Source organism: Micromonospora sp. NPDC001898, from assembly GCF_042891255.1.
In the GTDB taxonomy this organism is placed as follows: Bacteria; Actinomycetota; Actinomycetes; order Mycobacteriales; family Micromonosporaceae; genus Micromonospora.
Genome location: NZ_JBIATC010000006.1, coordinates 425601 through 448619, shown reverse-complemented (window position 1 = coordinate 448619; position 23019 = coordinate 425601). Strand labels below are relative to the sequence as shown.

The window sequence follows — 23019 nt, the reverse complement described above, 5'->3', positions numbered from 1 at the left end:
CTTGGTCGACTGCTGTCTTACCGGGAGCCTCGTCCTATGTCGACACGGGCTCCCCGCACCCACCGTGACCAGCACCATCACGATGGAAAAGCCTCAGGGTTACGCAGCGCCGCGTGAAACTGATCCCCGACGAATCGAAACGACCGAGACAACGGGGGCCAGAGTGCACCTCGTCAGGAGCGGTGCCATTGTGGCCGATCACGACCGCTGCTGACCGTCTGAACACCGGATACTGGCACGGCGGTCCGGTGCCGCCTGGCTGTCCGCCGGCATACGCCGCCCCCGGTCCCCGGCCCGGGCCGGGGGCGGCTATGTCGTAGGAGCCGAGGACTCCGTTGATGTTGCCGTAGGCGGCGTTTGGGAAGCCGACTGAGCCGGGATGGGTCACTCGGCCTTGACCTGGTCGATCGGATCGCTCACCTGCCCGGCCAATCAAGATCATTGCACGTACTCCGCACGGCGGGCGTGGACGCCTGACGACTGGCGATGACGTGCGGCATCTCGACGTCAGAGGTACGAGAATGCACGACGATCGCGAGACGTGGAAGGTGAGCCGTGACGTCGAGTAACGCCGATCAGATGCCCCAATGGCCGACCGCTGAGCACGTACCGGCCGAGGAACTGGCGCGTCGTCAGGGCATCCGGCCGATCGCCTCCGTCGACGCCCTGGCCCGGCCCGACCTCTCCGAGTCGGACAACGAGCTGGACGGCTTCCTCGCCGACCTCTACGCCTCCCGGCGGGCGGGCGCCGCGTGAGCCTGGTCGTCCCGGACACCGTCGAGCCGCCCCGGACGCCAACTCTGAAAATCGCGAGGCAGTTGGCAAGGGAGCTGGTAGGGGTGGCGACTGTGGACATCGATGGCATCCAGGCCGGAATATCGGTCAACGTCATACCACGCAACCCCGATGCTCGTGCCTTCGGATGGACGGACTTCTCCGATCAACTCATCCTGCAGGTCGGCGACTACGGCGGCCGATGGGAACTGGAAACCGGCCCCGAAGACCTCGCCCTACTCGAGGACATCGCTCGCTCAGTGATCGCCGGCAGGGTTCGGGAGGTGCTCGCCCCGGGTCGATCGGCCATCTCGGTCATGCTCGCCGATGGAGCCGTGGAGACCGAGGTCGGAGGCGAAGCGCCGGTTGGTTGCCTGCCACTACCCTTCTGGCGGCGTTGGTCCCACAGCATCCAGTACGCCCCGTACAGGTAATCCGGTCGCGCATCAGTGCGGGAGATTGCCTTCGGCTGTCGGGATGTGCCCGGAGTCCCTGGTCAGCGGCGGTGCCGTTACTGCCAATCCCCTGCCATCTTCCGGTAACCGGTTGGGGTCTGCTGACGGTGGAGAAGTACGGCCGGCGGCCGGGAAGCGCTACACCGACAGCGGCGAGGTGCACGACGACCGGGGACTCAAGCCCCGGGGCGACACCGAAGCGCGGGAGGTGCCGATCCCGCCGGAGTTGGGGCGATCCTGCGGGCACACGTCGACCGGTTCGGCGCCGACGCCGACGGGCGACTGTTCCGCAGCGACTGGGGCAACGTGGTTCCGTCCTCGACGTACTCCCGGGTCTGGGGGGAGGTGCGGACGCTGAGCCTGACCCCGGACCGGGCCACCTCTCCCCTGGCCGGCCGGCCGCACGCCGGGGTGTCGCTCTGGCTCAACGCCGGGCTGCCGGCACCCGAGGTCGCGTAGCGGGCCGGGCACTCGGTCGACGTGCTGCTCAAGGTGTACGCGATGTGCCTCGACGGGGACCGCAGCCGGATGAACGAGCGGATTAGAGGCGGCGCTCAGCCGATGATGCCGCACCCTCCTGAAAACTCGGTGAGCCACCCGCGTACCTGCGCATCGTCATGCAGGTACGGCTCATCCGGTCCGTGGCGCAGGTCGATGCCGGCGAGGATTCCGAGGGCCGCCTCGTCGACCTCGATGCCTTCCAGGTCGAGCATGGTCCGGGTAGCCCAGCGGTCCACCTCGTCACGCGGCTGGCGGCCGGAGAGGATGGCGGCGAACCGCATCTCCAGGTCGGCGCGGCTGGGAGGGATCGACTGTGGGGTCGTCACGGGCGCGATCCTGTCAGACCGACCTCCGCTACTGCTCGTCGAGACGGGCTCTGACCTGCCCGAACAGGCCCCGCAAGCGCCCAAGATCATTGCACGTCTTTTGCACGGAGGGCTGCAAACGGCGGCTACGGGTGGCATTCGGCTGCACAGGTCGACCGCTCGACGCGAGAGCGTATCCGCAGCTCAGATGGTGTTTTGCTGATCTTTGAGGTGCCCCCGGCAGGATTCGAACCTGCGACACACGGTTTAGGAAACCGATGCTCTATCCCCTGAGCTACGGGGGCGCGAGGGCCTAGTCTAGCGACCTGGGGGTTCACCTGGGGTGGCAGGGAGTGGCCGGCGTTCACCCACGTCACCCGGGCCCCTGTTCTCCCAGGCCAGGACCACACCAACCCCGGTTTGCGACCGGCGGTCGGCCAGGGTGACCCGCGTTGGCACCGGTTGATCCGGGTTGGCATCCGCTGGAGAGTGCACCGCGCACATCACCGAAGATCATGGCGTGCGCTTCCCCGGCCCGGGACCCGCCGGCCGGCAGGAGCGCGGCTCGGCGGCGACCCTCCGCGAGCTTCGCTCGCTGGCTCAGGTCAAGACGCCGACGCAGGGTCAGCGTTCGGGATGAGTCCCGCACGATACTCAACGGTCGGATCAGCCACGGGCTGCGCTGGACCCGCTTCCGCAGCTTGCCCTCCCGCGAGTCCCCCTGAGGCGGGATCTTCTCGCTCAGGAGGTGCGCCACACTGTCACAGGCCTCGGCGCGCGTTACGGATTCGGCAGGGTGGTGCGCCAGGCCGGCGGATGTGTCGTCCGCGCCGACTGGGGACCACTCTCGTCAAGGCCGCGAGACCGATGCTGATCTCAGCGGCGAGGTCCGCCGAGCAAGCCAGTGAAACGCTTGGTCCACGGGGTTGCTGCGTCCGGCCTGTGGAGATGGTGACCCACCCTGATGCCTACGGCGACGGTCCCCACCAGGTGTCCGCTCGGTGGCATGCTGACCATCTTGCCCGTCTGGGTGGGATTCGGTGCGGAGGTGGTGTGGTGGCAGTGCTGCGCGTCCACGGTTTCGCTCTTCCCGAGGGCGAGCCGGTCGACCTTTACGCCGACGGTGATCGATGGACCTCGGATCCGGTGGCCGGTGCCGAGCTCGTCGCCGAGGGTTGGATACTGCCCGGACTGGTCGATGCGCATACCCACCCCGGAGCCGAGACGCCAGGCCAGCCACTGGATGCCGCCGTCCTACGGGAGGACCTTCGGGCGCATTTGGATTCGGGAGTCACGCTCATCCGTGCCCCCGGCCTCGCGGGCGACCCGCCTGACTGGTTCGGCCATGCGGACGAAAGTCCGCGAGCCGTCCACGCCGGCCCGTGGATCGCGCAGCACGGACAGTTCATGGAAGGCTGGGGCCGCCGCCCAGAGCTGACCGACCTGCCCGCCGTCGCGGCCGAGCAGGCAGCCCGCACCGGGTGGGCCAAGCTGGTAATCGACTGGCGGCCTGACGACGACGTCATGCCGGTCGAAGTGCTACGCGAGGCTGTCACGCGCGTGCATGCGGTCGGTGGGCGCCTCGCGGTGCACTCACAGCACGCGGCAGGCGGATTGGCCGCAGTCGAGGCGGGTGTGGACTCCGTGGAGCACGGCATGGGCTTGGACCCAGAGCTGTTACCGCGTATGGCCGAGCAGGGCACCGCGCTGACTCCGACACTATCGGTAATCACCGCTTCCCTGGCGCAGATTACCGCTGACCCGGAACGCGCACGCAACAGCTGGTACGTGCCCGGAGCAAGCGCGCACGCCCGGCTCACAGCTGCCGCCGTCGAGGCCGGGGTCACCGTACTGGCTGGTACGGACTCGCGGCCACATGGTGGCATCGCCCATGAGATTCGCGCTCTGATAGCCGCCGGCATATCACCACATGAGGCGCTCGCCGCCGCATCCTGGACCGCCAGGTCCTACCTCGGGCTGCCCGGCTTGGTGGACGGAGCCCCAGCGGACGCGGTCGTGTTCGACGCCGACCCACGGACCGACCCAAGCCAACTCGACAGGCCGCGAGCCGTCATCGTCCGCGGAAAGCGCGTTCACAAGCGACCGGATCTCCGATAACCCCGGACGAGCTGAACATCCGCATCTGCCGCGATCCGGGCGTTGACCTTCGTCGACGAACAACCGGATCTGCCGCGAGGCGCGTGGTGCAGGGCGCCGTGGCCGCCCAGGATGTGCTTACCTTCTGATATGCCGCATCCCATCATGTTTGACGAGGCAGACCCGCTCCTGGGCCGGCTGCGGACGCTCGCCCTGGCCTTCCCCGACGCGGCCGAGAAGGTCTCCCATGGCCGTCCCGCCTTCTACACCACCAAAGTCTTCGCCTACTACGGGGGATCGGTGAAGGTCGGCGGCGTCTATCAACAGCACGAACAGTCGATGATCGTGCTGGTTGACCCCGAAGAGCGCGCGGCGCTGCTGGCGGAAGACCGTTGCTTCGTACCGGCCTATCTGGGTGCCTCTGGATGGGTCGGTGTGGACCTGACCGATGACATCGGCTGGGATGAGGTCGGCGAGCTACTCGACGCCAGCTACCGACGTACAGCCGGGGCACGCAGGATCGCGCTGCTCGACTCCCGGCGGCCCTGAGCACCCCGCAGCTGCTCGGCAGCTCAGTCGAAGGCACCGACGACAGCGTCAACCCGCATGGAACCCGGTTCTGTCACCGTGATCGCCCTTGATCCGGTGCCCGCACATGCCGCCGAGCGGGCATCAGGGGACATACCCGCGAGACCGACAAGTCAGCCGACCGTTCGTGCCGATGAGCGGGCGGTCGGTGGGCTGAATCAGGCAGCCTGGATGTCGAATGCATCAGGCGATGGGAGCTCGTCTGGATCCGTCTCCTCGGCGCCGACCCATTCGACGCCGCCGAGAACCTCTCCCTGTTGAGGGTCCTCGATCGTGTAGAGAAACAGGCCGTCATGGGAGCCTCGAACGCCAGCATTGACCCTTACGGCCATTCCGAGACCGCGTCCGCGCTGGAATTCGATGGACGGACACCCACAGCCGCAGGTGCCGACGACGACAATTTCCGCGGCCTGGCGACGCAGGGTCTCCACGTTCTGGAAATCAGCCTCCAGCAGCGCCTCAAGCACGGCTTGCTCTCGCTGAGTCAGCGGCCTCACGTCCATGCCCGTGATCATTCCATCAGCGACTGCGGGTTGGCATCCGCTATTGCCGCTGACCACGTATTACGCGGCGTCACAGCCGGTCGATCAAGACGACGCTCGGTCTTGCCGAGAACAGTGTTGTTCCGAACCCCGTAAGATTTGGCCAGTGGGGTGGGAGGCGCTCGGGCAATGGGGTGAAGACGTCGCTCGCATCGAAGCGCTCGCTGGCGGAGTCGCCAACGACGTGTGGAGCGTGCGCGTCAACGGGCACCTCGCGGTCGGTCGTCTCGGCACCAGGAGCGACGCTGATCTTGCGTGGGAGGCAGAGCTCCTCCAACACCTCGACCGTGAAGGTCTGACCGTGCCGGTCCCGATCCCGACGACGGACGGCCGGCTGTTCGCCGGCGGTCTGGTGGTGATGACCTACCTGGATGGCGGACCGCCCGAGACGCAGGCCGACTGGCGTCGGGTGGCCGGCACGCTCCGCGAGCTGCATCGGCTGACGCAGGGCTGGCCGCAGCGCCCAGGCTGGCAATCGTCGACCGACCTCCTGCACGCCGAGACCGGGACGAAGATCGACCTCGGCGCGATGCCCCCTGAGAGCGTTGCTCGATGCCGAGCAGCGTGGGCGCGGCTCACCGGACGTCAGACGTGCGTCGTCCACGGCAACCCCAACAACCCTGGCAACGTCCGCATGACCGCGAGTCAGGTCGCGCTGATCGACTGGGACGAGTCGCACGTCGACGTCCCCGACCTCGACCTCGTGCTGCCCGACAACGCCGCCGGCCTCGACGACGGCGCGCTCGACATCGCCGGGCAAGCGTCGGCCGCGTGGGAAGCCGCCGTCTGCTGGGACGACGAGTACGCAGTCAGGCGGCTCGCCGAAGTTCGAGCGGTCTGAGAACGCGTTCGAGGAGTGGGGTTATTGGCGGTCGAGTGCGCACATCTGCCACCGATCGGAACGCTACAGGCCGTAACCGGGGTGCCCGATGTTCCAAGGTGCTGTCGTGCCGAGATCAGTGCGTCTGCTTCTTACCGCTCGGCGCATCGAACGGCGCGGTTGCGGGCTCACCGAGGCGCAGGATCGTTTCCTCGATCTCAGTGTTTCGCCCGTTGGCGAAGGACGCCTCCGTGCCTGTGACCGCGAATCCTGTTCTCTGCAGCACCCTCAGCGATCCCACGTTGTCACTCGCGACGCGGGCGAACAAGGGCCGGACGTGAACCGATTCCAGGAGGAGGGCCAGCGCTAACCAGTCGCCTGACTTGACGTCGTCCGGTTTCAACCCCTTGATGAACTCCCGCAGCTCGGCCGCTCCCGATCGACAGCCTCTCGGGCGGTAGGTCGTAGACGCGCGCCGCGCCCTACCGTTGCCCGCACCCGATAACATCCACTTTTGTGGATGAGCTTTCGATTCAGCAGCGCGCAACGAAGCTTCTTGAGGGCGATGACGGTGACAAAGACGATCTACGCTTCTTCTTGTCGCGCCTCTTGCAGATTCAGGAAGACCAGGGACGAGACGCCAGCCGAGCAGTATTACGTGGAGCCGGCCTCGGAGCTGTATTCATCATCCTGACGCACAGCAAGCTCCTGGAAGCCGAGCTGCTGGGAATGAAGATTCATGACATCTCACCCTTGAGACTTATCATCCCAGTCGCCATGATGCTGATGGTTCTTCGCGCCGTCACCGTCCTGCGGCTCTCCATCTTCTATCGCCGCATCTTCGACCAGGTGGCCGGTAAGCACCTACCGAACTGGCAGGCATCCGGGCTGATACCGCTGCTCAGCCCATGGAGAGGCCCGATGTCGACTCACGCCAGCCCAATACGTCTCGACGCGAACGAGCATCCTGGAGTCGACCGCTTACATCAGGCGATGAGAATCGTTGACGCTTGGGCAGGCACCGCCGCCATCGCAGGTTTTCAAATATACGCATTCGTCATCCTATTCAGAGATCCGAGAATTCCGACCATCGCGGCCGCCGTCTCTCTTGGCACATCGTTGATTCTGATCTCATTTGTCGCCGCCTACCTGTGGTTCGTCAGACTAAGCAGGCACCCTTCTGTGCCAGGTGGTGGCCGGGGGGTGTAGTGCTTCGGCCTGGTTGGCTGCAGGCCCGGGAACTGACTTGCCGAAGTCTCCTCATCAGTTTCAGCCGGCCGCGCTGGGGCCGGAGTCGCCCCACATGCCCTCCCGGGCTCGTCGCGAACCGCATCCAGCCCGGAATCGCCCCACATCCACCGCAGGGCACGCGAACTGACGACGCGGTGGTCGGAGACATCAGCCAGCCTGACGAGGTGCTGGTTGAAACCCTCCGAGCATCCCCGACCGCCGCTGGGAACGCTTGAGCCGCTCGCTGCCGTCGACGCACTGTGAGCGGCGGGGGTGTCTGGGCGGTGCAGCAGCGCTGGTGGTGGCACGGGTCCGGGCTGCCCTCGTCGGCGGCGGCCCGCCGACCAGGGCCACCGGTCAGCGGCGGCCGGTGGCCAGGGCGACGAGGTACTGTCCGCCGCCCGCGTCGACGCTTGCGGTCACCGGCAGCCCGGGCACCAGCCGGGAGAACCGGTCGACCAGCCAGTCGGCCGCCTCCTGGGCGTCCTTCCTGCTCGGACAACGGGCGACCAACTCGCGGCCACCCTTGCGTTCGAGCCGCTCGGCGACGGCGATCAGCGGCGCGGGCTCCACCACGTGCAGACGGTCCGGCCAGGCGATGACCACCTTGACAGCGCCCTTGCGGGTGTTGCAGGCACGGTGCGCGAGTCGCTCGGCGACCTTGGCCTTCTTGTCGGCGGTGCGGCTGTCGACGCTGGGACCACGCGGGTCGTTCACCGACATGTCGGCGTCGACCGGCTCGTCACACACCCAGCATCGCCAACTGTCACGCCTCGCGACGTCATCGAGGAGACTCATCCGAGCAAACTAGCCTGTCAGCCCCCGGCCAACGACAGCCCCGGCCGAGGCGAGCGCCGCCAGTCCGAAAAGGGTGCAAGGAATCGGGCTCCTGCTCACCGTCGTGGTCTTCCTGGCTCGCCCACCGGTCAGGTGCGGGCCCGCCGCCTCCCTCCGGCTGACCCGGCCCGGCGGTCACGCCACCGGTCGTACGCTCAACGGCGTCCGCGGCTGCGTCCCGTCGGCCCGCCGAGACACAGCCGCGCCGGGCGGAGTGCATTGAATCCCTTGTCCGCCCGACTGACGGAGGTGACCCCAGTCACCACCCTGCCCGGGTCTTGTAGCATCGGCCCCCGTGCCGGCATGGGAGTTCTCGCTTCCTGCAGTTTCGTTTCGTTCGACGCCCGGGGCGGCCCCGGACGTGCCGTTCAGCGTCATCCTGCGAGCAGCCCGCGATCGCGCTGGTGTTACGCAGCGCGAGCTGGCCGACCGGGCCGGCGTGAGCGTTGCGACCATCCGCGATCTGGAGCAGGGCCGCAGCCGCCTTCCACGCCGGGCATCGCTGCACGCCATGATCGAGGCACTGGGGCTGTCCGGCGACGGAGCTGAGCTGGTGCGGGCAGCCGCCACGACCCGCACGGAACCGGCACCGCAGCCCGACCCCGTGCCCGGTGATCCTGTTGACGAGATTTCGGTGGCGGTGCTCGGGCCACTTCAGGTGCGGTGCGGTCCGCACGAGGTGGAACTCGCCTCCCCCAAGCAGCGTCGCATCCTCGTGCGGCTGGCGCTGAACGCCGGCGAGGTGGTGGGACGCGAGGAACTCATTGAGCTGTTGTGGGGCTACCAGCGGCCACAACGGGTCCGGCAACTACTGCATAGCTACGTCGGCCGGCTCCGCCGGAAGCTGCGACTCCACGACGCGACGAGGGTGCTCCGCGCGACAGGCGATGGCTACCGCCTCACGCTCGCGCCGGGGCAACTGGATCTACTTCGGTTTCGCCGGCTCATCGCGCTGGGTACTGGTGAGGCCGATCCCGAGCTGGCCAGCAACCATTTCGCCGCAGCGGCGCTCCTGTGGCGCGGCGAGACGGACGTGGAGGCGCTGCGCGACATTCCGGTGACCACCGCTCTGCGGCATCAGTACGCACAACTCCTCCGCAGTTGGGCGGCGCTCGCCCGGGAATTCGGCGGCTGCGAGCAGGTGCTGCCGCCGTTGCGGGAGCTGGCCTGGCAGTTCGAGCTGGACGAGCCGGTGCACGCCGATCTGATCATGGTCCTGTCAGCCAGCGGCCGGCAGGCCGAGGCGCTCGCCACCTACCAGCGGATTCGTGCCGCTCTGGTGGAGCACCTGGGCATCGAGCCCAGCCCGAAGCTCCGGCAGGCGCACGACTACGCGTTGCAGCGCCGCGAGTCGCCGGGCCCGGCGCCGGCACGCCGCCCGGTGCTCCAGCAGGCGCCCGCCCCGCCGCCGGGGTTCGTCGGACGGGCCACCGAACTCATCACGATCAGGGGCGCGTTCGAACGACGTACGTCCGAAGAGGGGCAGGTCTCCCCCAACATCGTCACGCTCAGCGGAGCTGCGGGAGTGGGCAAGACCGCCCTCGCCCTGAGGGCGGCACACCAGTTGCGCACCGGATACCCGGATGGGCAGCTCTACGCCGACCTGCGGGGCGGCACCGGGGCAGCCGTTGCACCCATGGAGGTGCTTGGACGGTTCCTGCGCGCCCTGGGCGTACCGGCTCGCCAGGTTGGCGTAGACGAGGCCGAGGCGTCGGCGTCCCTGCGCAGCGAGCTGGCCGACCGCCGAATGTTGATCATTCTCGACAACGCGCGTGAGGCGGCGCAGGTACGGCCGCTGCTTCCCGGTCCCGGCCATTGTGACGTACTGGTCACGAGCCGGTGGCGGCTGCCGGACCTCGCCGGCGCGACCGTCGTCGACGTCCCGACGCTACCCATCTCGGACGCCGTGAAGTTGATCGCGGATGCTTGCGGCAGCCGGCCACCGGCAGACCCCCGCTCGACCCAGGAGGTCGCGCTGGCGTGCGGGAAGCTGCCGCTGGCACTTCGCATCGTGGCCGCCCGGCTCGCGAACCGGCCTGCCTGGAGCACCGCCGAGCTGGCCCGGCGGCTGCGGGACGTGCACGGTCGGCTGGCCGAACTGAGCGTCGGCGACTCCAGCGTCCTGGCCAGCTTCCAGCTCAGCTACCAGGACCTCAGCGAAGCCGCACGGCGGGCGTTTCGGCTCTGTGCCCTGCATCCCGGTGACGACTTCGGACTCGATGCCACCGCGGAGGCGCTCGGTCTGGACCCGGTGGCGACGGACGCTGTCGTCTGCGAGCTCCTGGATGGCAACATGCTGCTCCAATTGACCGCAGATCGATTCAGGTTCCACGACCTGCTCGGGCTGTATGCCGGCAAGCTGCTCGCCGATGGTGATCCCGGCGAGCGCGACGCCGGCCGGAGGCGTCTGCACGCCTGGTATCTGGAACACCTGATCGCCGCGATGGGGTGGGTCTCCCCCCACACGGTCCAACTACCGACCGCCGTCCCCGGGCGGGCGGATGCCTTCGCGGGACAGGACCGGGCGCTGGAGTGGCTGGACCGGGAGGTCGCCGCGCTGGTGGCCCTGGTCGAGCAGACCGCCGCGCGGGGCCCGGACCCGGTGAGCTGGCAGATCGCCGACCAGTTACGGGGATACTTCCTCGTCCGGCGGCATGTGGATCGGTGGCTGCGAACGGCGGAAGCCGGCCTGCGGGTCGCTGCGGAGGCAGCGGACGGGTCCGCACAGGCCGCGCTGCTGATCAGCCGCGGGCAGGCCATGTGGGCCCTGGGTCGCCACCGGGAGGCGCTGGACGACTACCTGGCGGGCGCGCTGCTGGCCGAGGCGGGCGCGTGGCATGAGGCTGCGGCGTACCTGTGGCACAGCATCGGCGTCGTACAGGCGGAGCAGGGCCTGCTCGACGACGCCCATACCTCGTATCGACGCGCGCTTACCCTGTGCGGTGACGAGAGCGCCGGGTACGTCCGGTCCCTCGCGCTCAGCGGTCTGGGCGCCATGTACGCGGATCAGGGGCGGCTCCGGCCCGCCGCCGAGTGCTTCACCGCCGCGCTACGGATCAACGAACGGGCCGGCCGGGAGGCGTCTGCGCTGTCGGCGCGGGGAAACCTCGGCATGGTGCTGCGTCAACTCGGCGAGTTCGACGAGGCCGCATCTCATCTGACAGCGGCACTGACCGGCTACCGACTACGCTCGAACATGCACGGAGAGTTGTCCACCCTGGACGAGATCAGCCAACTCCACCGGCAGCAGGCCGCCCCGGCCGCCGCCGTCAGCGCGGCCCGGGAGGGTTACGACGTCGCCCTGATCGTCCGCGACCAGCGTGCCCAGGTGGCGTTGCTGACCACGCTGGGCGAGGCGCACCTGGCCGGCCTGGACGTGTCGGAGGCGACGCGGTGCCTGCTCCAGTCGCAGGCCATGGCGAGGCAGCACCACTACCCGTACTTCGACGCCCGCGCCGGTGTGGGCCTGGCCGGCGTGCTCCTTCACACCGGCGACCGCGACGCCGCGCAGCGGGCCTGCGAGCTGGCCCGCGACACGGCACGGACGCACGGCTTCCGCCTTCTTGAAGCGGATGCCCTGGCGGTGCACGCCCACTGCCTGACCGGGCAGGATGCCCAGGCGGCGGGTCGGTTGGTCGACGAGGCAGTGACCATCTATCGCGCCGCAGGGGCGGACCGGATGGCGCACGCCCTCACCCGACGGTGGCTTCGGCCGCCGGCCACCCGATTCTGACCAGACGGAACGGTTAGGAACCGGTACGGGGCAACTACGGGAAGCCGGACGTCGGTCCCGCGTACCAGCCCGTCATTAGCTTCCAGGCGATGGGAGTAGTTGTCGATCTCGGGTACCGGCGGACGCCTACCCACAAAAATGCTCCCGAACGGCTTGCCCAGCCTCGCGAGGAGGACATCCACAATGGATTTCCCGTTGGCCTGTCATCGGCTCCGGACGAGGGTCGATCCGATCATCGGTTGCCAGGGCGGCAGCCCGGCGCCGCTGTCCCCGGGCGGATCATCATGACCCTGCGCTTCACACTCCTGGGCCCGGTGGGTGTCACGGCTCACGGCTCCCCGGTCAACGTGGATCGGCCCCGCCGGCGGGCGGTGCTGGCCTACCTGCTGCTGCACGCCAACCAGGTGGTGTCGGTCGACCAGCTGGCCGCGGCGATCTGGGGAGTCAGCCCGCCGTCGACGGCGAGAGCCCAGATCCAGTCCGAGATCTGGGCGCTGCGCCGGAGCATCCAGCAGGCCGACATCGCCACCGAGCCGATCGTCACCCAGCCCGGCGGATATGTGCTGGCACTGGCGCCCGACCAGCTCGACCTGGCGAGGTACACGACCCTGACCACGACGGCCCGGGTCGAGGGTGAGCGGGGCCTCCTGGAGAACGCCTGCAAGCTCATGCGCGAGGCATTGGCGCTCTGGCGGGGAACTCCCCTCTCCGGTGCGGCCGCCGACTTCGTCGAACCCGGCCGGTTGCATCTGGAGGAGAGACGCCTCGCCGACCTGGAATGGCTCCTCGGCCTGGAGCTGACCCTCGGAAGGCACCATGAGCTCATCGCCGAACTGACCCGGTACGTTGCCGAGTATCCGCTGCGCGAACGCCTGCGTACCCAGCTCATGATTGCGCTGTATCGCTGTGGCCGGCAGCTTGAGGCGCTCCGGGTGGCCCGGCAGGGCTGCGAGATGCTCGCCGATCAGCACGGGCTCGACCCCGGCCCGCTGCTCCGCGACCTGGAGCTGGCCATCCTGCGGCAGGATCCCAAGCTCGATCTTGACGAGAGGGCCGCGCCGGACGGTGCCGCCACTGTCGCGGGCACGGCGTTGCCGGGGTGGCGTGCCGAGCGGCGCCCTCACGCCGCCGCGCAGCCCGACAGCACTTCGCGGTACGCCTGGACGCTCTCGGCGGTGGCCCGGGACAGCAGCTCCGGCTGAGGCCGGCGCCCACGGCGCAGCCCGTCCACGACAGCGGACAGCCACGCACGGACCTCGTCCCCGGTCATCCGTACGAGGTAGTCGTCGCCGCACTCCGGCGGATCGAGGCAGATCCCCCCGTCGCCGACGGCCTCGGGCAACCCACCGGTCCGGGTGGCGACGACGGGAACACCGTGCACCACGGCCTCGCGGGCGATCATCCCGAAGCTCTCCCGCCACAGGCTCGGCGCCAGCAGCAGGTCCGTCTCGGCGTACAGCGAACAGACGTCGGCGCGGTAGCCGACGACCTCGACGCACGGCAGTTCCGCCGCGACGATGCCCTGAGCGGCCAGGTCGGCGGCGGTCCAACGCCCCTCCACGAAGCGGAAGCGGAACGGCAGGTTCGCCCGGATGGCGGCCACGACCAGGTGCATCACCACACCGAGGCCCTTGGCCGGCTCCGGGTTGACGAAGGTGAGCCGGTACGGGCCGGACCGGGCCGCGCCAGCGGGGTCCGCGCCGGGCGCACAGGAGCACGGGCGCAACAGCGGCTCGATCGGCCGGGCGTCCCGACCGGTCTGCCCGGTGAAGAGGTCTCGGGCGAATCGGGACGGGACCACGACCTCGTCGACGAGTCGGAGCGTCTGCGCGACGGGCCGAAGGTCGGCCGCGGGATGCTCCAACACGGTCGGCACGCCCGCCGCCCGCAGCCGCTGTGCCAACACGGTCTCCTCACCGAGATGCCCCCAGAGCAGGGCCGCATCCGGACGGTCCTGGTGGAGCAGCCGGTCGAGTGATCCCGCCAGGGAGCGCAGCGCCGCGCCATGACCGCTGCCCGCCGCGCCCGGGTCCATCGGTCCGTCCAGCACCGTCACCCGCTCACCGGCGGTCCGCAGCGCCCCGGCAAGCTGCCGGAGGTGGATCGCCTCGCCCGACTGCCCGGTGGAGATTCGGTGCACGCTGACGACGAGAAGGTGTCTCATCGCCCGCCACGCACCCCGCCGGACCGGTACGAGGGCAGGCCGAATTCGCCACGGATGCGGTCGAAGGCGGCAGCCCGGCGGCGAAGCAGCTCGACGCCGGCCGGATCGTCCTTGCGGTAGACGAACGGGGACAGCCAGACCACGGCCCGGTCGTCGAGCGGGCGCAGGGACCACGGCGTGTCCGCCAGTACCGCCTCTGCCTGCACGGCGTGCGCGAAGGCGACGACCATCGACGGTGCGAACGGCAGCGCCGCCGTGTGCCACTCCAACCCCTCGGCGAGTTGGGCGACCTCCTCCGGGTGCTCGCTGTCACCGCCGACGATGCGCAGGTCGTCGGGGTGCTCCGAGACCCGCAGCGCCAGTCGCTGCCCGTGCTCGCGGACCAGCCGCTGGACATCTGCGGCCTTGGCCCGGAGGGTCGCCACGGAGCCGGCGGTGACGGACAGGTCGAGGACGAGCCCGTCGTGGGCGGTGGCGATCCCCTGCGCCCGCCGACGCGCCTGCGGTGCCAGGATGGAACTACTCGCCAGCCCTTCGACGAGCAGCTCACGCCAGCAACGCACCAGTTCCTCGGTCAGGGCCGGCTCGGAGAGCACCACCAGCCGCATCGCCTGCGCCGGTGCCGCCTGGAGGACATGGGTCAGCTCCACCACGATCGGGCCGTACCCGGCGGTCTGGAACAGCGCGCCCTGGCCGTGTGGACCGGGCGGGTAGGGCAGGGCGCCCCGGACCCGCGCGTCCTCCGCACCGGTCCAGCCCAGCCGGTGCGTCGAACCGTCGCGCTCCATCACCAGGAAGTCCCGGCAGTGACGCTCCCGTTCGCCGAGCCCGGAGAGCAGCCCCCGGTCGAGGGCGTTGCCGAGGACGGAGGTGTGTGGTCCGGAGCCCGGCGGCGGAAGGTAGAACGGCGCTCCGGCGTCGGTCAGTGCCGCCTTCAACCTGGCGAAGGTCACCCCGGGCTGCACCGTGGCGAGACCGATCTCGACATCCAGGCTGAGCCGGTCCAGTCGGGCCAGCCGGACGATCACGCCGGGCGTGCGTACGCGGGAGTCGTCGTACCCCCAGTTGCGTCCGCGACTGTCGACCCGCCACGGGACCGTGCCGTCGTTGAGGATCCGGACTACCGCGCCGAGCTGGGTCAGTGACGTGGGCTCCACCACCCATTTCGGCGGATGTCCACCGGGCACGGTCGACGCCGCCGATGCCGCCGGCGTGACAATGGCGCCCGCGTTCGCCAGCCTGTCGAACACGCCCGCCTGGCTCACACCTGCTCCAGCGCCGTCCGTACCCGATCCGGTGCGACCCCGTACTCGTCGCGCAGGATTCGGGTGACCGCCGCGTACGCGGCGACCAGCGTCGCCACCTGCGGCCCGCGCTTGATGCTCCACAGGTGGCCGAAGTTCGGGGGGTCGGTCATCCAGGTGAGCGTCTGCGGCGACCAGACCGCGCCGAAGACGTTCACCACCGGATGCCCGGCGGCGATCGTGAGGTGCGTGGCGAGCACCTGCTCGGCGACGGTCATGTGCAGGTGGATGTCGCGTCCCGGGGTGGACGGGTTGTCGGCCAGGAAGGACAGCCCGGTGCGGCTGATCCGACGGGCCAGGTCGGGGTCGGCGGCCCGGAACAGCGAGGTGTTGCCGACCAGCGCCAGCGAGTCGGGCAGGTCCACCCCGGCGGGGTTGGCGAGTTCGCGCAGCCGGGTGTAGAAGTCGACGTCGCCGCGTTCCAGGTGGGCGAAGAGCGAGCCGGGCCCTTGCGGGCGCAGGCCGACGCGCAGGTAGGCATCGGTGTCGACGAGCACCGACTCGGGAAAGCGGTCGAGGGCGAGCAGCTTCGGCAACGCGAAGCAGGCGACCCGTTCGTAGTGTCGGTCCAGTCCGGCGTCGTCGAGGACCTCCGTCCGGTCGTAGTAGCCGAGCCAGCCGAGTTGATCGAGCCAGTCGATCGTCGGCGGGTCGGCGTACAGGTCGATCGGACCGGCGTGCCGCTGCCAGGACAGGATGCTCAGCAGCCAGGTGGCGCAGGACAACTGCCGGTAGGGGCGCGGATGCCGGCTGGGAATCCGCCAGTAGGCGTGCACCCCGCGCAACGGCTCAGCCACCGGCCACCACCCGGGAGACACCGTCCTGATCGCGTACGACGGTTAGGTGCCGGCTGCCCAGGTGCTCGCCGACCGGCCGGTGGCTGACCACCATCAGCGTTTCCACCCGCTGCCGGACGGCGTTCAGCAGCCGCAGTTCCATCTCGCGGTCCAGGGAGTTGGTCGCCTCGTCGAGGATCAACAGCGATGGTCGGCGCAGCAGCGCCCGGGCCAACGCGAACCGCTGCACCTCGCCCGCGCTGAAGGTGGCGCCGTTGATCCGCAGCGTCGTGCGCAGTCCCAGCCGCAGCGGGCGCATCACCTCGTCCAGCTCCATCAACGTGAGCATGTTTCGGATTTCCTGGTCGTCCAACTCGGCCGTGCCGGCACAGAGGCTGTCGCGAATCGTGGTGTGCATGAAGTCGGAGCGGGGAGGTACGTAACAGACCAACGGCCGCAACGCGTCCGGGTCCCAGTCGCCGGCCGGCACACCGTAGATGACGGCCCGGCCGGCCGGCGCCGGGTCCAGCCCGCTGACGATGTGCGCCATCGTGGACTTGCCGACGCCGCTCACCCCGCCGACGGTGACCGTCTCACCCCGCTCGACACGCAGGTCGAGCCGCAGGTCGAAGCCGTCCCTGGGGCGGCAGACACGCACACCGTCCAGTTCCACCGCCGGCGCGTCCGGCACCGGCCGGGTGTGCTTGCCGGCCGGCATCGCCGGCAGCGTCAGCAGCGTCGCCACGTAGCGCAGTTGCCGCTCCAACTGGGCGACGGCCGGCAGGGTCTGCGCGATGGAGATGACCGAGAACAGCACCGTCCCGCCGAGGGTGAGGAATCCGAACAGCTCGCCCGTGCTGACCAGCCCCGTCGCGGCCAGCACCGACCCCACGATGAGAATCACGTACAGGCCGGAGAAGCGCAGGGCCTCACTCGGCCCGTACACCCAGGAGAGCCGGTACTGCAACGCTCGTACCGAGTCGTGCAGCAGATCAAGCCGCCGGGCGTGTTCGGCCCTCAGGTGCGAGACGGCCCCGAGACCACGGAAGGTGGTCAGTCCCCGGGTCGTGGTGATCAGGACATCCTGGACCTCACCGTCGAGGCGCAGTTGCTCGTCGTAGTGGCGGCTGATCGGCCGTCGGGCGAGCAGCGTCACCCCGATGTGCAGGGCGCCGAGGGCCGCCACCACGCCGGTGAGCGGCAGCGACATCGACGCCATGAATGCCAGCAGGATCACCACCGCGACGGCGTCGGTGAACATCGACAGGGCCAGGGTGGTGCCGGCCTCCCGCACCTCCCGGGCGCTCTGCACCCGGTGCAGAACCCCACCCGAGGTCATCTCGGTCGTCGCCGACGTGCGGGTCAGCCGATCGACGAGGTTACCGAGCATCGCCCGGTCGAACGCCAGCCCGACCGCGGTGAGCTGCCGGTGCCGCAGCCAGAACAGCACGCTCAGCGCGACGAAGAAGGTGATCAGGGCGGCGGCCAGGGGGCCGGCGGCCACCCGGCCACCGGCCGCGACCTGGTTCAGGTACGGCAGCAGGACCAGGTTGAGCATGGTCAGGCCGGTGTAGAGCACGAGGCTCATCACGAGCAGCGGCACGACCTGGCGGAAGCTGAGCTCGCCGGAACGCACCAGCGGCCACAGCCACGAGGCCCGAGCCGACCGGCGGGCGCGACCGGCCGACGCGACCCGGGCCGCAGGCTGGTCGCCGGCACCTGGCGTGGCCGGTGGGGAACCCGGCAGCAGAACCCAGCCGGAGGACCGCTCGCGGTAGCCGCGCTCGTCGAGCCACGCGTGGCCGAACGACGGATCGAAGATCCGCACCTGGCGTCGCCGCCGACGTTCGACGGTGATGAAGTGGTCAGCCCGCAGGTGAACGATGGCGCCGGGGGTCAGCGCGTCGAAAGGGCAGTCCCGCCGGGCGCGATAGCGAACGCCGCACACCTCGGCCGAGGTGTCCCGCAGGTCCCGCATGGAGAGCGCTCCACGTACGGCCAACGCGTCCCGCAACGCCGGCTCGGGGAAGTCGTGGCCCAGCAGCCTCAGGCTGGTGACCAGGGCCTGCACCCCGCAGTCGTTGTCCTGCGTCTGCAGGCTGACTGTCATCCGGGGACTCCGATCACTCGCGTTCCGGCCACGGCGGACGTGCCGTCGCCCAGGCTCACCCCGCTCCCCCACCACGGCGGGGTGCTGGTCACGGTCTCCGCCAGCGCCAGCGCCACCCCGACCGGTCCGCTGAGCACGGAAAGAACGTACGGCGTGTCGAAGGCGTCGGCCACTTCCTGCCCGTCGACCCGGTCGAGGTGGGCCGAGAGCCGGGCCGCCAGCGCGCCCGCCCGATCGGTGCCGACGAGCCCTGCCCAGCATGGCGAGAGCCGGATGGCGAGGCTCAGCCCGGCGAGGCCGTGGCAGAAGGTGACGTCGGCGGTCTCGTCGACGAGCAACTCGTCGAGCCGACGCAGGGACGCCTGGGTGATCGGTGCTCGGACCATCCGCTCCAGCACGACCGGTTCGGCGTCCGGGCCCAGCGCGGCCAGCATCCCGGGCAGGCCGGAGCACAGGGTGACCCCGCCGGCGCCCAGGCCACCGGTGTCGAGCACCGCCGGCTCCAGCCGCTCGATGTCGCGGACCAGGGCGTCGACCGGGGCGGTCAGCACCCCGTCCCGGCCATACCGGCGACCGAGCATTCGTAGCAGCAGGATGCCACCGCTGCGGCCGTGGTAGAGCCCGTTCGACGGCGCCCGGAGGATGCCGAGGGCGGTCCGGGCAAGCGCGGGAGCGAGTTCGTCACGCGCCGCCGGGCCGGCCACGTCCCACAGCGCGATCCCGATGCCCCCGGCGCCGTTGATCGGATCCAGCTCGCCGGCCTCGACGAAGCGCCGGTACCGGGCGGTCAGCACCTCGGCAGCCGCCGGGCCGGTCGACGCCGGCACATCCAGGTGGCCGGCAGCCGAAGCGAGGCAGTCGTCCACCAGACGATGCAGCAGCCAGGTGACCCGGTGGTCGGAAACGGGCTCGCCGCGCAACGCGAGCTGGGTCAGCGACACGGCCAGCGGACGGTGGTCGAGCCGCGCCGCGAGCAGAGCCAGGGCAGCCAGCGCGTCCACGGTCGCGTTGCCACGTTGGCGGAGATGCCCCATCAGCCGGCGAAGCAGCCGACGCGCGGCGTCGACCTCAGGCATGCCCGGTCCCGCCCCGGGGAACCCGGGCCATCCGGCCCTTCAGCAGCCGCGCCGCTGCCGTCACGATCTCCGGCTCGCGGCTCACCGCCTGTCCGAGCGGAAGCCCTCGGTTGATGGTCATGTGGATCATGCTGCTCAGGGCCAGCCGACGGGCGTCCTCGTTCATGTCCACGAGATGGCCGAGCGTCGGGTCGGGCTCGGTGAGGGCGAAGTCCAAGGCCCGCTCCAGATCGGGCCGGGCCGAACGGAAGGCCGCCATCCAGTCCCGCTGGGCCAGGGAACCGGGCAACCGCGGGTCCAGCCCACGCAGATCGCACAGCAGGTCGAGGGCCCCGTTGTCGCCGCCGAGTTGCCAGCACCAGGCCGCGATCCGGGACACCGCCAGCGCGTACCGGCCCGCCTGGTCCGGGCCGGCGGTGAGCCGCCCCACCCACCAGGCCGAGTCGCCGCAGAAATGACGCAGGGTTTCCGCCCGCAATGCCGGGCCGCCGTACCGGTAGTCCTCCGGCACCCAGGCGCGGACCTCCACCTCCCACGGTTGCTGCGGCACCAGTCTGGCCAGATGGGTGCGCAGGTCGGCGAGCAACGTCTCGGTCGCGGCCGACGAACGCACGCGTACCCGCAGGTGAGGCCGTTCGTCCCGGTACCGGATGTAGAACAGCTCGGCTCGGCGCATGAGCGCCATGACGTCAGTTCTGGCCAGCCACGTCTCCACCGCCCGGTCCGGGGCGTACACGTACCAGCTGGTCCAGTCCGGGTCCGCCACCGGCAGTCGGTCCACGAGCCGGGTCCGCGACAGCGGCCGGCTCACCGCCGACTCCCGGTACGACCAGGGCACCCAGAGGTCGTGGACGTGGCCGCCGAGATCGGACCACACCGGTGTTCTCACCGGCAGCGCCTCGTGCAGCTGGAGCCTGCCCTCGCGGCGCAGCCGCTGGGTGAACCACCGCAGTTGCACGGCGTCGGTGAGGTCGATCCGCATGGTGAGGTCCGCGCCCTCGGTCAGCTCCACCGTGGATCCCAGCCCGACTTCGGTCAGCACGTCGCAGAGCCTGACGGGATCGGCGGCCAACTCGAGCAGGTCGGCCCGGTGCTGGGCGTTCAGCACCAGGCCACGGCGGGCAAGTAGGCAACGCCCGGCGGTGATGCGCGGATTCATGCCGCCCGGCGACCGCCACTGGCTCGGGTCGGCGGCCGGTATCGTGTCGGCGGCCTCGTCCATGAGTAGCCCGAGCAACCTGACCGCCCAGGGGTTGAGATCGTGGCTCAACGACAGTGGGCTGTCCCAGCGTAGTTCCACGAAGCGCCCGTCGGCGCGGTTGACCAGCTGGAGCCGCCCGTCCACGACGACGACCGCCAGGTCGGTGAGGAGGAGGTCACCGGAACGGTGCGGCAGGTTGAGGTTGAGTCGGGGCAGATCGCCGACCCGACGTCGGGCCAGCGGCGCCCGCCGGTCCAGCGGAATCCAGCCGATCTCGACGGCGAGCCGGCCGGCGTCCTCCACCGTGGCGCAGAGATCCGGAACGTGCAGATGCTCGCCGAACCTGGCCCCCGGCCCGCCCCAGAACCCCGGCATGATCATCTTCAGCCAGGCATCGGCACCGGAGCACGGCTCGGCCAGGAGCGCGCCGCAGGCCATGCCGAACCGGGGTCGGGTCGAGCCCGCGGGATCGGAGATCCCGGCGTTTGCCCGCTCGGGTTGCCCCGCCCGCCACTGGTCCAGCGTGACCGCGTCGTTCCACCACTCCACCGCGCTGTTGTCGCGGCGGCCAGGGGGCACGAACAGCCGCCGCGGCGCATCCGGGAGGTCGGGGGTCTCCGAGGGCGTCGGCGGTCGCCGCCAACTACCCAGCGAGTGGTCCACCGGTGCGGTCAGCAGCCAGGTCAGCGGCACCGCGCCGCCGGAGAACATGCCGCCCACGTACTCCCGGACCCGTTCGAGCCGGTCGGACGGCCACGGCACCCGCATCATCTGGGCGACGCCGTCGACCAGCGCCTCCACCGGGCCGCGGTCGAGGCGGGGCCGAACCTCGCTGAACGCGTCCACGAACTGGTCGGGGCGGAAGGGCCGTTCCTCGGCGAGCACCGCCTTCACCGGATCCGCGGGCGAGGCGGCCACGGCGGTCCCCACCAGCATCTCCGGCGCGTGCTCCGGCAACAGCAGGTGCCTGCGTACGCAGAGGTCGAACTGTGCCGTGCCGTCATCGCCGAGGTCGGCAGCCCAGTCGGCAGCGGAGCGCGGTGCGGCGGCACGCTGTTCACCGAGCAGCTCGGCGAGCCGGCAGATCGCCGGATCGTCCGACAACGACGTCGTACCGCCCCGATCCGGACGCACGTACGACCAGCGGCCGGCATCGGCGACGAGGGTGGGATTGACGAACCAGTTCCCGGTCGGCCGGGGCAGGTCGAGGCGCGCCAGCCGGATCTCGGTGGCGAGGTCGATGTGTGTCGTGGAATCACCGTCGACAAGGTCGGCGAGCATGCTGAAGCCGAACATTCCGAACGGGGTAGGCCGAAATCGGGCCCGGTTGCCGTAGATCGCCATCCGGGTCGGCTGGTCCTGCCAGTCGCGGTCGTCATCCCCGGAGCGCTGGAAGGTGGTGGCGTACTCCACGGCCAGTTCCAGCAGCCGCCGCGACATCTCGCCGACCCGGGGCGACGGGTCGTCGCAAGGGACGGCCGGCAGCACCGGTACCCGGATCAGGCACCAGCCCGGCGTGGACAGCGTCCGTGGGGATGGCGTCATTCCAGCAGCTCCGGTCATCTGTGCGGCCGCATGGCCGCGTGCGGCTTCATGGTGGCGGCGTCCAGACGCGCCTCGGCCAGCCGCTGCTCCACGCCGGGGTCCGCCGAGTCGCAGGCCTCGATCAGTGCGAGAACCGCGTCGAGGCAGACGTGGTAGGCGGCGGAGAGGACCGCGCGGTATTCCGCCCGCAGGGCCGGCGCGAACGGCCGCAGCCGCCCGTCCCGGGCCAGCGCGTCGAAGCCGTGCAGCATCCCGGTCAGACCGCGGCGGGCCAGGATGGTACGACTTTCGGCCTCGGCGTAGGCGGCCTGCCAGGGCGATCCCGGCGACAGGCCGGGGCCCAGCAGTTCCAGCAGCCGCTCGGCGAGCCCGATCGCCACTCCGGGCATGTTCGCCAGGAACAGCTCCGCATCGGCGTAGATCCCCAGCGGACGATTCGTCGGGATGGCCGACATCTCGATGACGTCCTCAGGTCGCACCCCCAGGCACCGGGCGCTCAGGGTGTGACTCGTCGTGCCGAGCAGACCCGGGCCCTCCCACGGGTGCTCGATGTGCAGTCGGGCGCGATCGATCAGCACGGTGGTGCGGTTGCCCTGAACCGGCTCGCACCCCATGGCCATGAAGGTGGCCCGGTCCGCGCCGGAGCCGAACCGCCAGCACCCGTCGACCACCAGCTCACCGTCCGGGCCCCTGTCCAGCCGACCGACCTGGGCGACCACGCCGTAAACCGCGTTGGTTCCGGAGTATGCCCGGGACAGCAGGTCACCGGACGCATACGTCGAAAGGTAGTGCGCGGTGCCGTTGGCAATCATGCAGAGCCACGCCTCACTGGCGTCCTCGGCTGCGGCGCGACGAACGAGATCCAGGCCTGCTACCAGGCTCTGGACCTCGTTCGGACCGTCGCGCAGCCACAGCAGCGTAGCGGCGAGCTGTCGCATCGATCGTTACCTAACTATTGGAC

20 protein-coding genes and 1 tRNA gene are annotated in these 23019 nt (G+C 70.0%); 9 read left to right on the top strand and 12 right to left on the bottom strand.

Going from position 1 to position 23019, the window contains the following annotated elements:
* Window positions 1-579 precede the first annotated feature (579 nt).
* The 3 genes from ACFYZF_RS17590 to ACFYZF_RS17580 all read left to right on the top strand — a co-directional run bounded on the left by ACFYZF_RS17590 (window position 580) and on the right by ACFYZF_RS17580 (window position 1688).
* Window positions 580-756 (top strand): hypothetical protein, encoded by a 177-nt coding sequence (locus ACFYZF_RS17590; protein ID WP_387021515.1) that lies wholly within the window; start codon window positions 580-582, stop codon window positions 754-756.
* Window positions 753-1208 (top strand): hypothetical protein, encoded by a 456-nt coding sequence (locus tag ACFYZF_RS17585; RefSeq protein WP_387021512.1) that lies wholly within the window; start codon window positions 753-755, stop codon window positions 1206-1208. Before ACFYZF_RS17590 ends, ACFYZF_RS17585 begins: the two co-directional genes overlap by 4 nt.
* Before the next feature lie 327 nt (window positions 1209-1535).
* Entirely contained in the window at window positions 1536-1688 is a 153-nt protein-coding gene (locus ACFYZF_RS17580; protein ID WP_387021509.1) for a hypothetical protein, read from the top strand.
* A gap of 95 nt (window positions 1689-1783) precedes the next feature.
* Here ACFYZF_RS17580 and ACFYZF_RS17575 read toward each other — a convergent pair whose 3' ends face one another.
* Window positions 1784-2011: a hypothetical protein gene (locus ACFYZF_RS17575; protein ID WP_387021600.1), complete on the bottom strand. Its 228-nt coding sequence runs from the start codon at window positions 2009-2011 to the stop codon at window positions 1784-1786.
* A gap of 256 nt (window positions 2012-2267) precedes the next feature.
* A tRNA-Arg gene (locus ACFYZF_RS17570) sits at window positions 2268-2340 on the bottom strand.
* 751 nt (window positions 2341-3091) lie between these two features.
* On the opposite strand from ACFYZF_RS17570, the gene ACFYZF_RS17565 reads away from it, so the two are divergent.
* On the top strand, window positions 3092-4153 hold the full coding sequence (locus ACFYZF_RS17565) for an amidohydrolase family protein (protein ID WP_387021506.1): 1062 nt from the start codon (window positions 3092-3094) through the stop codon (window positions 4151-4153).
* A 144-nt stretch (window positions 4154-4297) separates the two neighbouring features.
* Window positions 4298-4681 carry an MmcQ/YjbR family DNA-binding protein gene (locus ACFYZF_RS17560; RefSeq protein WP_387021503.1) on the top strand — a complete coding sequence of 128 codons (384 nt, stop codon included), beginning with the start codon at window positions 4298-4300 and terminating at the stop codon, window positions 4679-4681.
* A 197-nt stretch (window positions 4682-4878) separates the two neighbouring features.
* On the opposite strand, the gene ACFYZF_RS17555 is transcribed toward ACFYZF_RS17560, so the two are convergent.
* A complete protein-coding gene (locus tag ACFYZF_RS17555) occupies window positions 4879-5223 on the bottom strand; it encodes a hypothetical protein (RefSeq protein WP_387021500.1) in 345 nt (114 codons plus the stop codon).
* A gap of 145 nt (window positions 5224-5368) precedes the next feature.
* Here ACFYZF_RS17555 and ACFYZF_RS17550 point away from each other — a divergent pair, with 145 nt between their 5' ends.
* A complete protein-coding gene (locus ACFYZF_RS17550) occupies window positions 5369-6103 on the top strand; it encodes a phosphotransferase enzyme family protein (RefSeq protein WP_387021497.1) in 735 nt (244 codons plus the stop codon).
* Window positions 6104-6218: 115 nt separating this feature from the next.
* Here ACFYZF_RS17550 and ACFYZF_RS17545 read toward each other — a convergent pair whose 3' ends face one another.
* Window positions 6219-6485 carry a GNAT family N-acetyltransferase gene (locus ACFYZF_RS17545; protein WP_387021494.1) on the bottom strand — a complete coding sequence of 89 codons (267 nt, stop codon included), beginning with the start codon at window positions 6483-6485 and terminating at the stop codon, window positions 6219-6221.
* A gap of 113 nt (window positions 6486-6598) precedes the next feature.
* Here ACFYZF_RS17545 and ACFYZF_RS17540 point away from each other — a divergent pair, with 113 nt between their 5' ends.
* Window positions 6599-7291, top strand: coding sequence for a hypothetical protein (locus ACFYZF_RS17540; RefSeq protein WP_387021492.1), 693 nt, complete (start codon window positions 6599-6601; stop codon window positions 7289-7291).
* A 378-nt stretch (window positions 7292-7669) separates the two neighbouring features.
* Here ACFYZF_RS17540 and ACFYZF_RS17535 read toward each other — a convergent pair whose 3' ends face one another.
* Window positions 7670-8110, bottom strand: a complete 441-nt coding sequence (locus ACFYZF_RS17535; RefSeq protein WP_387021489.1) for a hypothetical protein — start codon at window positions 8108-8110, stop codon at window positions 7670-7672.
* Between the two features lie 334 nt (window positions 8111-8444).
* On the opposite strand from ACFYZF_RS17535, the gene ACFYZF_RS17530 reads away from it, so the two are divergent.
* Together ACFYZF_RS17530 and ACFYZF_RS17525 are read left to right on the top strand one after the other, a co-directional pair.
* Window positions 8445-11882 carry a BTAD domain-containing putative transcriptional regulator gene (locus ACFYZF_RS17530; protein WP_387021487.1) on the top strand — a complete coding sequence of 1146 codons (3438 nt, stop codon included), beginning with the start codon at window positions 8445-8447 and terminating at the stop codon, window positions 11880-11882.
* Between the two features lie 314 nt (window positions 11883-12196).
* Window positions 12197-13084: a BTAD domain-containing putative transcriptional regulator gene (locus tag ACFYZF_RS17525; RefSeq protein ID WP_387021484.1), complete on the top strand. Its 888-nt coding sequence runs from the start codon at window positions 12197-12199 to the stop codon at window positions 13082-13084.
* Here ACFYZF_RS17525 and ACFYZF_RS17520 read toward each other — a convergent pair.
* From ACFYZF_RS17520 to ACFYZF_RS17490, 7 genes are all read right to left on the bottom strand, one after another.
* Window positions 13003-14046 (bottom strand): glycosyltransferase, encoded by a 1044-nt coding sequence (locus ACFYZF_RS17520; protein WP_387021481.1) that lies wholly within the window; start codon window positions 14044-14046, stop codon window positions 13003-13005. The two genes, ACFYZF_RS17525 and ACFYZF_RS17520, sit on opposite strands and share 82 nt — an antisense overlap.
* On the bottom strand, window positions 14043-15206 hold the full coding sequence (locus ACFYZF_RS17515; RefSeq protein ID WP_387021478.1) for an FAD-binding protein: 1164 nt from the start codon (window positions 15204-15206) through the stop codon (window positions 14043-14045). The genes ACFYZF_RS17520 and ACFYZF_RS17515 overlap by 4 nt, the downstream gene beginning before the upstream one ends.
* 101 nt (window positions 15207-15307) lie before the next feature.
* The gene (locus tag ACFYZF_RS17510) at window positions 15308-16147 is read right to left on the bottom strand and encodes a hypothetical protein (protein WP_387021476.1); all 840 of its coding nucleotides are present in this window, start codon (window positions 16145-16147) and stop codon (window positions 15308-15310) included.
* On the bottom strand, window positions 16140-18236 hold the full coding sequence (locus tag ACFYZF_RS17505) for an ATP-binding cassette domain-containing protein (RefSeq protein ID WP_387021473.1): 2097 nt from the start codon (window positions 18234-18236) through the stop codon (window positions 16140-16142). The genes ACFYZF_RS17510 and ACFYZF_RS17505 overlap by 8 nt, the downstream gene beginning before the upstream one ends.
* Window positions 18233-19312 carry a hypothetical protein gene (locus tag ACFYZF_RS17500; RefSeq protein ID WP_387021471.1) on the bottom strand — a complete coding sequence of 360 codons (1080 nt, stop codon included), beginning with the start codon at window positions 19310-19312 and terminating at the stop codon, window positions 18233-18235. The genes ACFYZF_RS17505 and ACFYZF_RS17500 overlap by 4 nt, the downstream gene beginning before the upstream one ends.
* Window positions 19305-22058, bottom strand: a complete 2754-nt coding sequence (locus ACFYZF_RS17495; protein ID WP_387021468.1) for a thiopeptide-type bacteriocin biosynthesis protein — start codon at window positions 22056-22058, stop codon at window positions 19305-19307. The genes ACFYZF_RS17500 and ACFYZF_RS17495 overlap by 8 nt, the downstream gene beginning before the upstream one ends.
* A gap of 14 nt (window positions 22059-22072) precedes the next feature.
* Window positions 22073-22996 carry a hypothetical protein gene (locus ACFYZF_RS17490; protein WP_387021465.1) on the bottom strand — a complete coding sequence of 308 codons (924 nt, stop codon included), beginning with the start codon at window positions 22994-22996 and terminating at the stop codon, window positions 22073-22075.
* Window positions 22997-23019 lie beyond the last annotated feature (23 nt).

What these genes read in the sequence shown, in the direction of transcription:
- ACFYZF_RS17590 (WP_387021515.1), top strand. Translation starts at nt 580, where the DNA reads ATGCCCCAATGGCCGACCGCTGAGCACGTACCGGCCGAGGAACTGGCG.
- ACFYZF_RS17575 (WP_387021600.1), bottom strand. Translation starts at nt 2,011, where the DNA reads ATGCGGTTCGCCGCCATCCTCTCCGGCCGCCAGCCGCGTGACGAGGTG.
- ACFYZF_RS17560 (WP_387021503.1), top strand. Translation starts at nt 4,298, where the DNA reads ATGTTTGACGAGGCAGACCCGCTCCTGGGCCGGCTGCGGACGCTCGCC.
- ACFYZF_RS17555 (WP_387021500.1), bottom strand. Translation starts at nt 5,223, where the DNA reads ATGGACGTGAGGCCGCTGACTCAGCGAGAGCAAGCCGTGCTTGAGGCG.
- ACFYZF_RS17535 (WP_387021489.1), bottom strand. Translation starts at nt 8,110, where the DNA reads ATGAGTCTCCTCGATGACGTCGCGAGGCGTGACAGTTGGCGATGCTGG.
- ACFYZF_RS17520 (WP_387021481.1), bottom strand. Translation starts at nt 14,046, where the DNA reads ATGAGACACCTTCTCGTCGTCAGCGTGCACCGAATCTCCACCGGGCAG.
- ACFYZF_RS17505 (WP_387021473.1), bottom strand. Translation starts at nt 18,236, where the DNA reads ATGACAGTCAGCCTGCAGACGCAGGACAACGACTGCGGGGTGCAGGCC.
- ACFYZF_RS17500 (WP_387021471.1), bottom strand. Translation starts at nt 19,312, where the DNA reads ATGCCTGAGGTCGACGCCGCGCGTCGGCTGCTTCGCCGGCTGATGGGG.
- ACFYZF_RS17495 (WP_387021468.1), bottom strand. Translation starts at nt 22,058, where the DNA reads ATGACGCCATCCCCACGGACGCTGTCCACGCCGGGCTGGTGCCTGATC.
- ACFYZF_RS17490 (WP_387021465.1), bottom strand. Translation starts at nt 22,996, where the DNA reads ATGCGACAGCTCGCCGCTACGCTGCTGTGGCTGCGCGACGGTCCGAAC.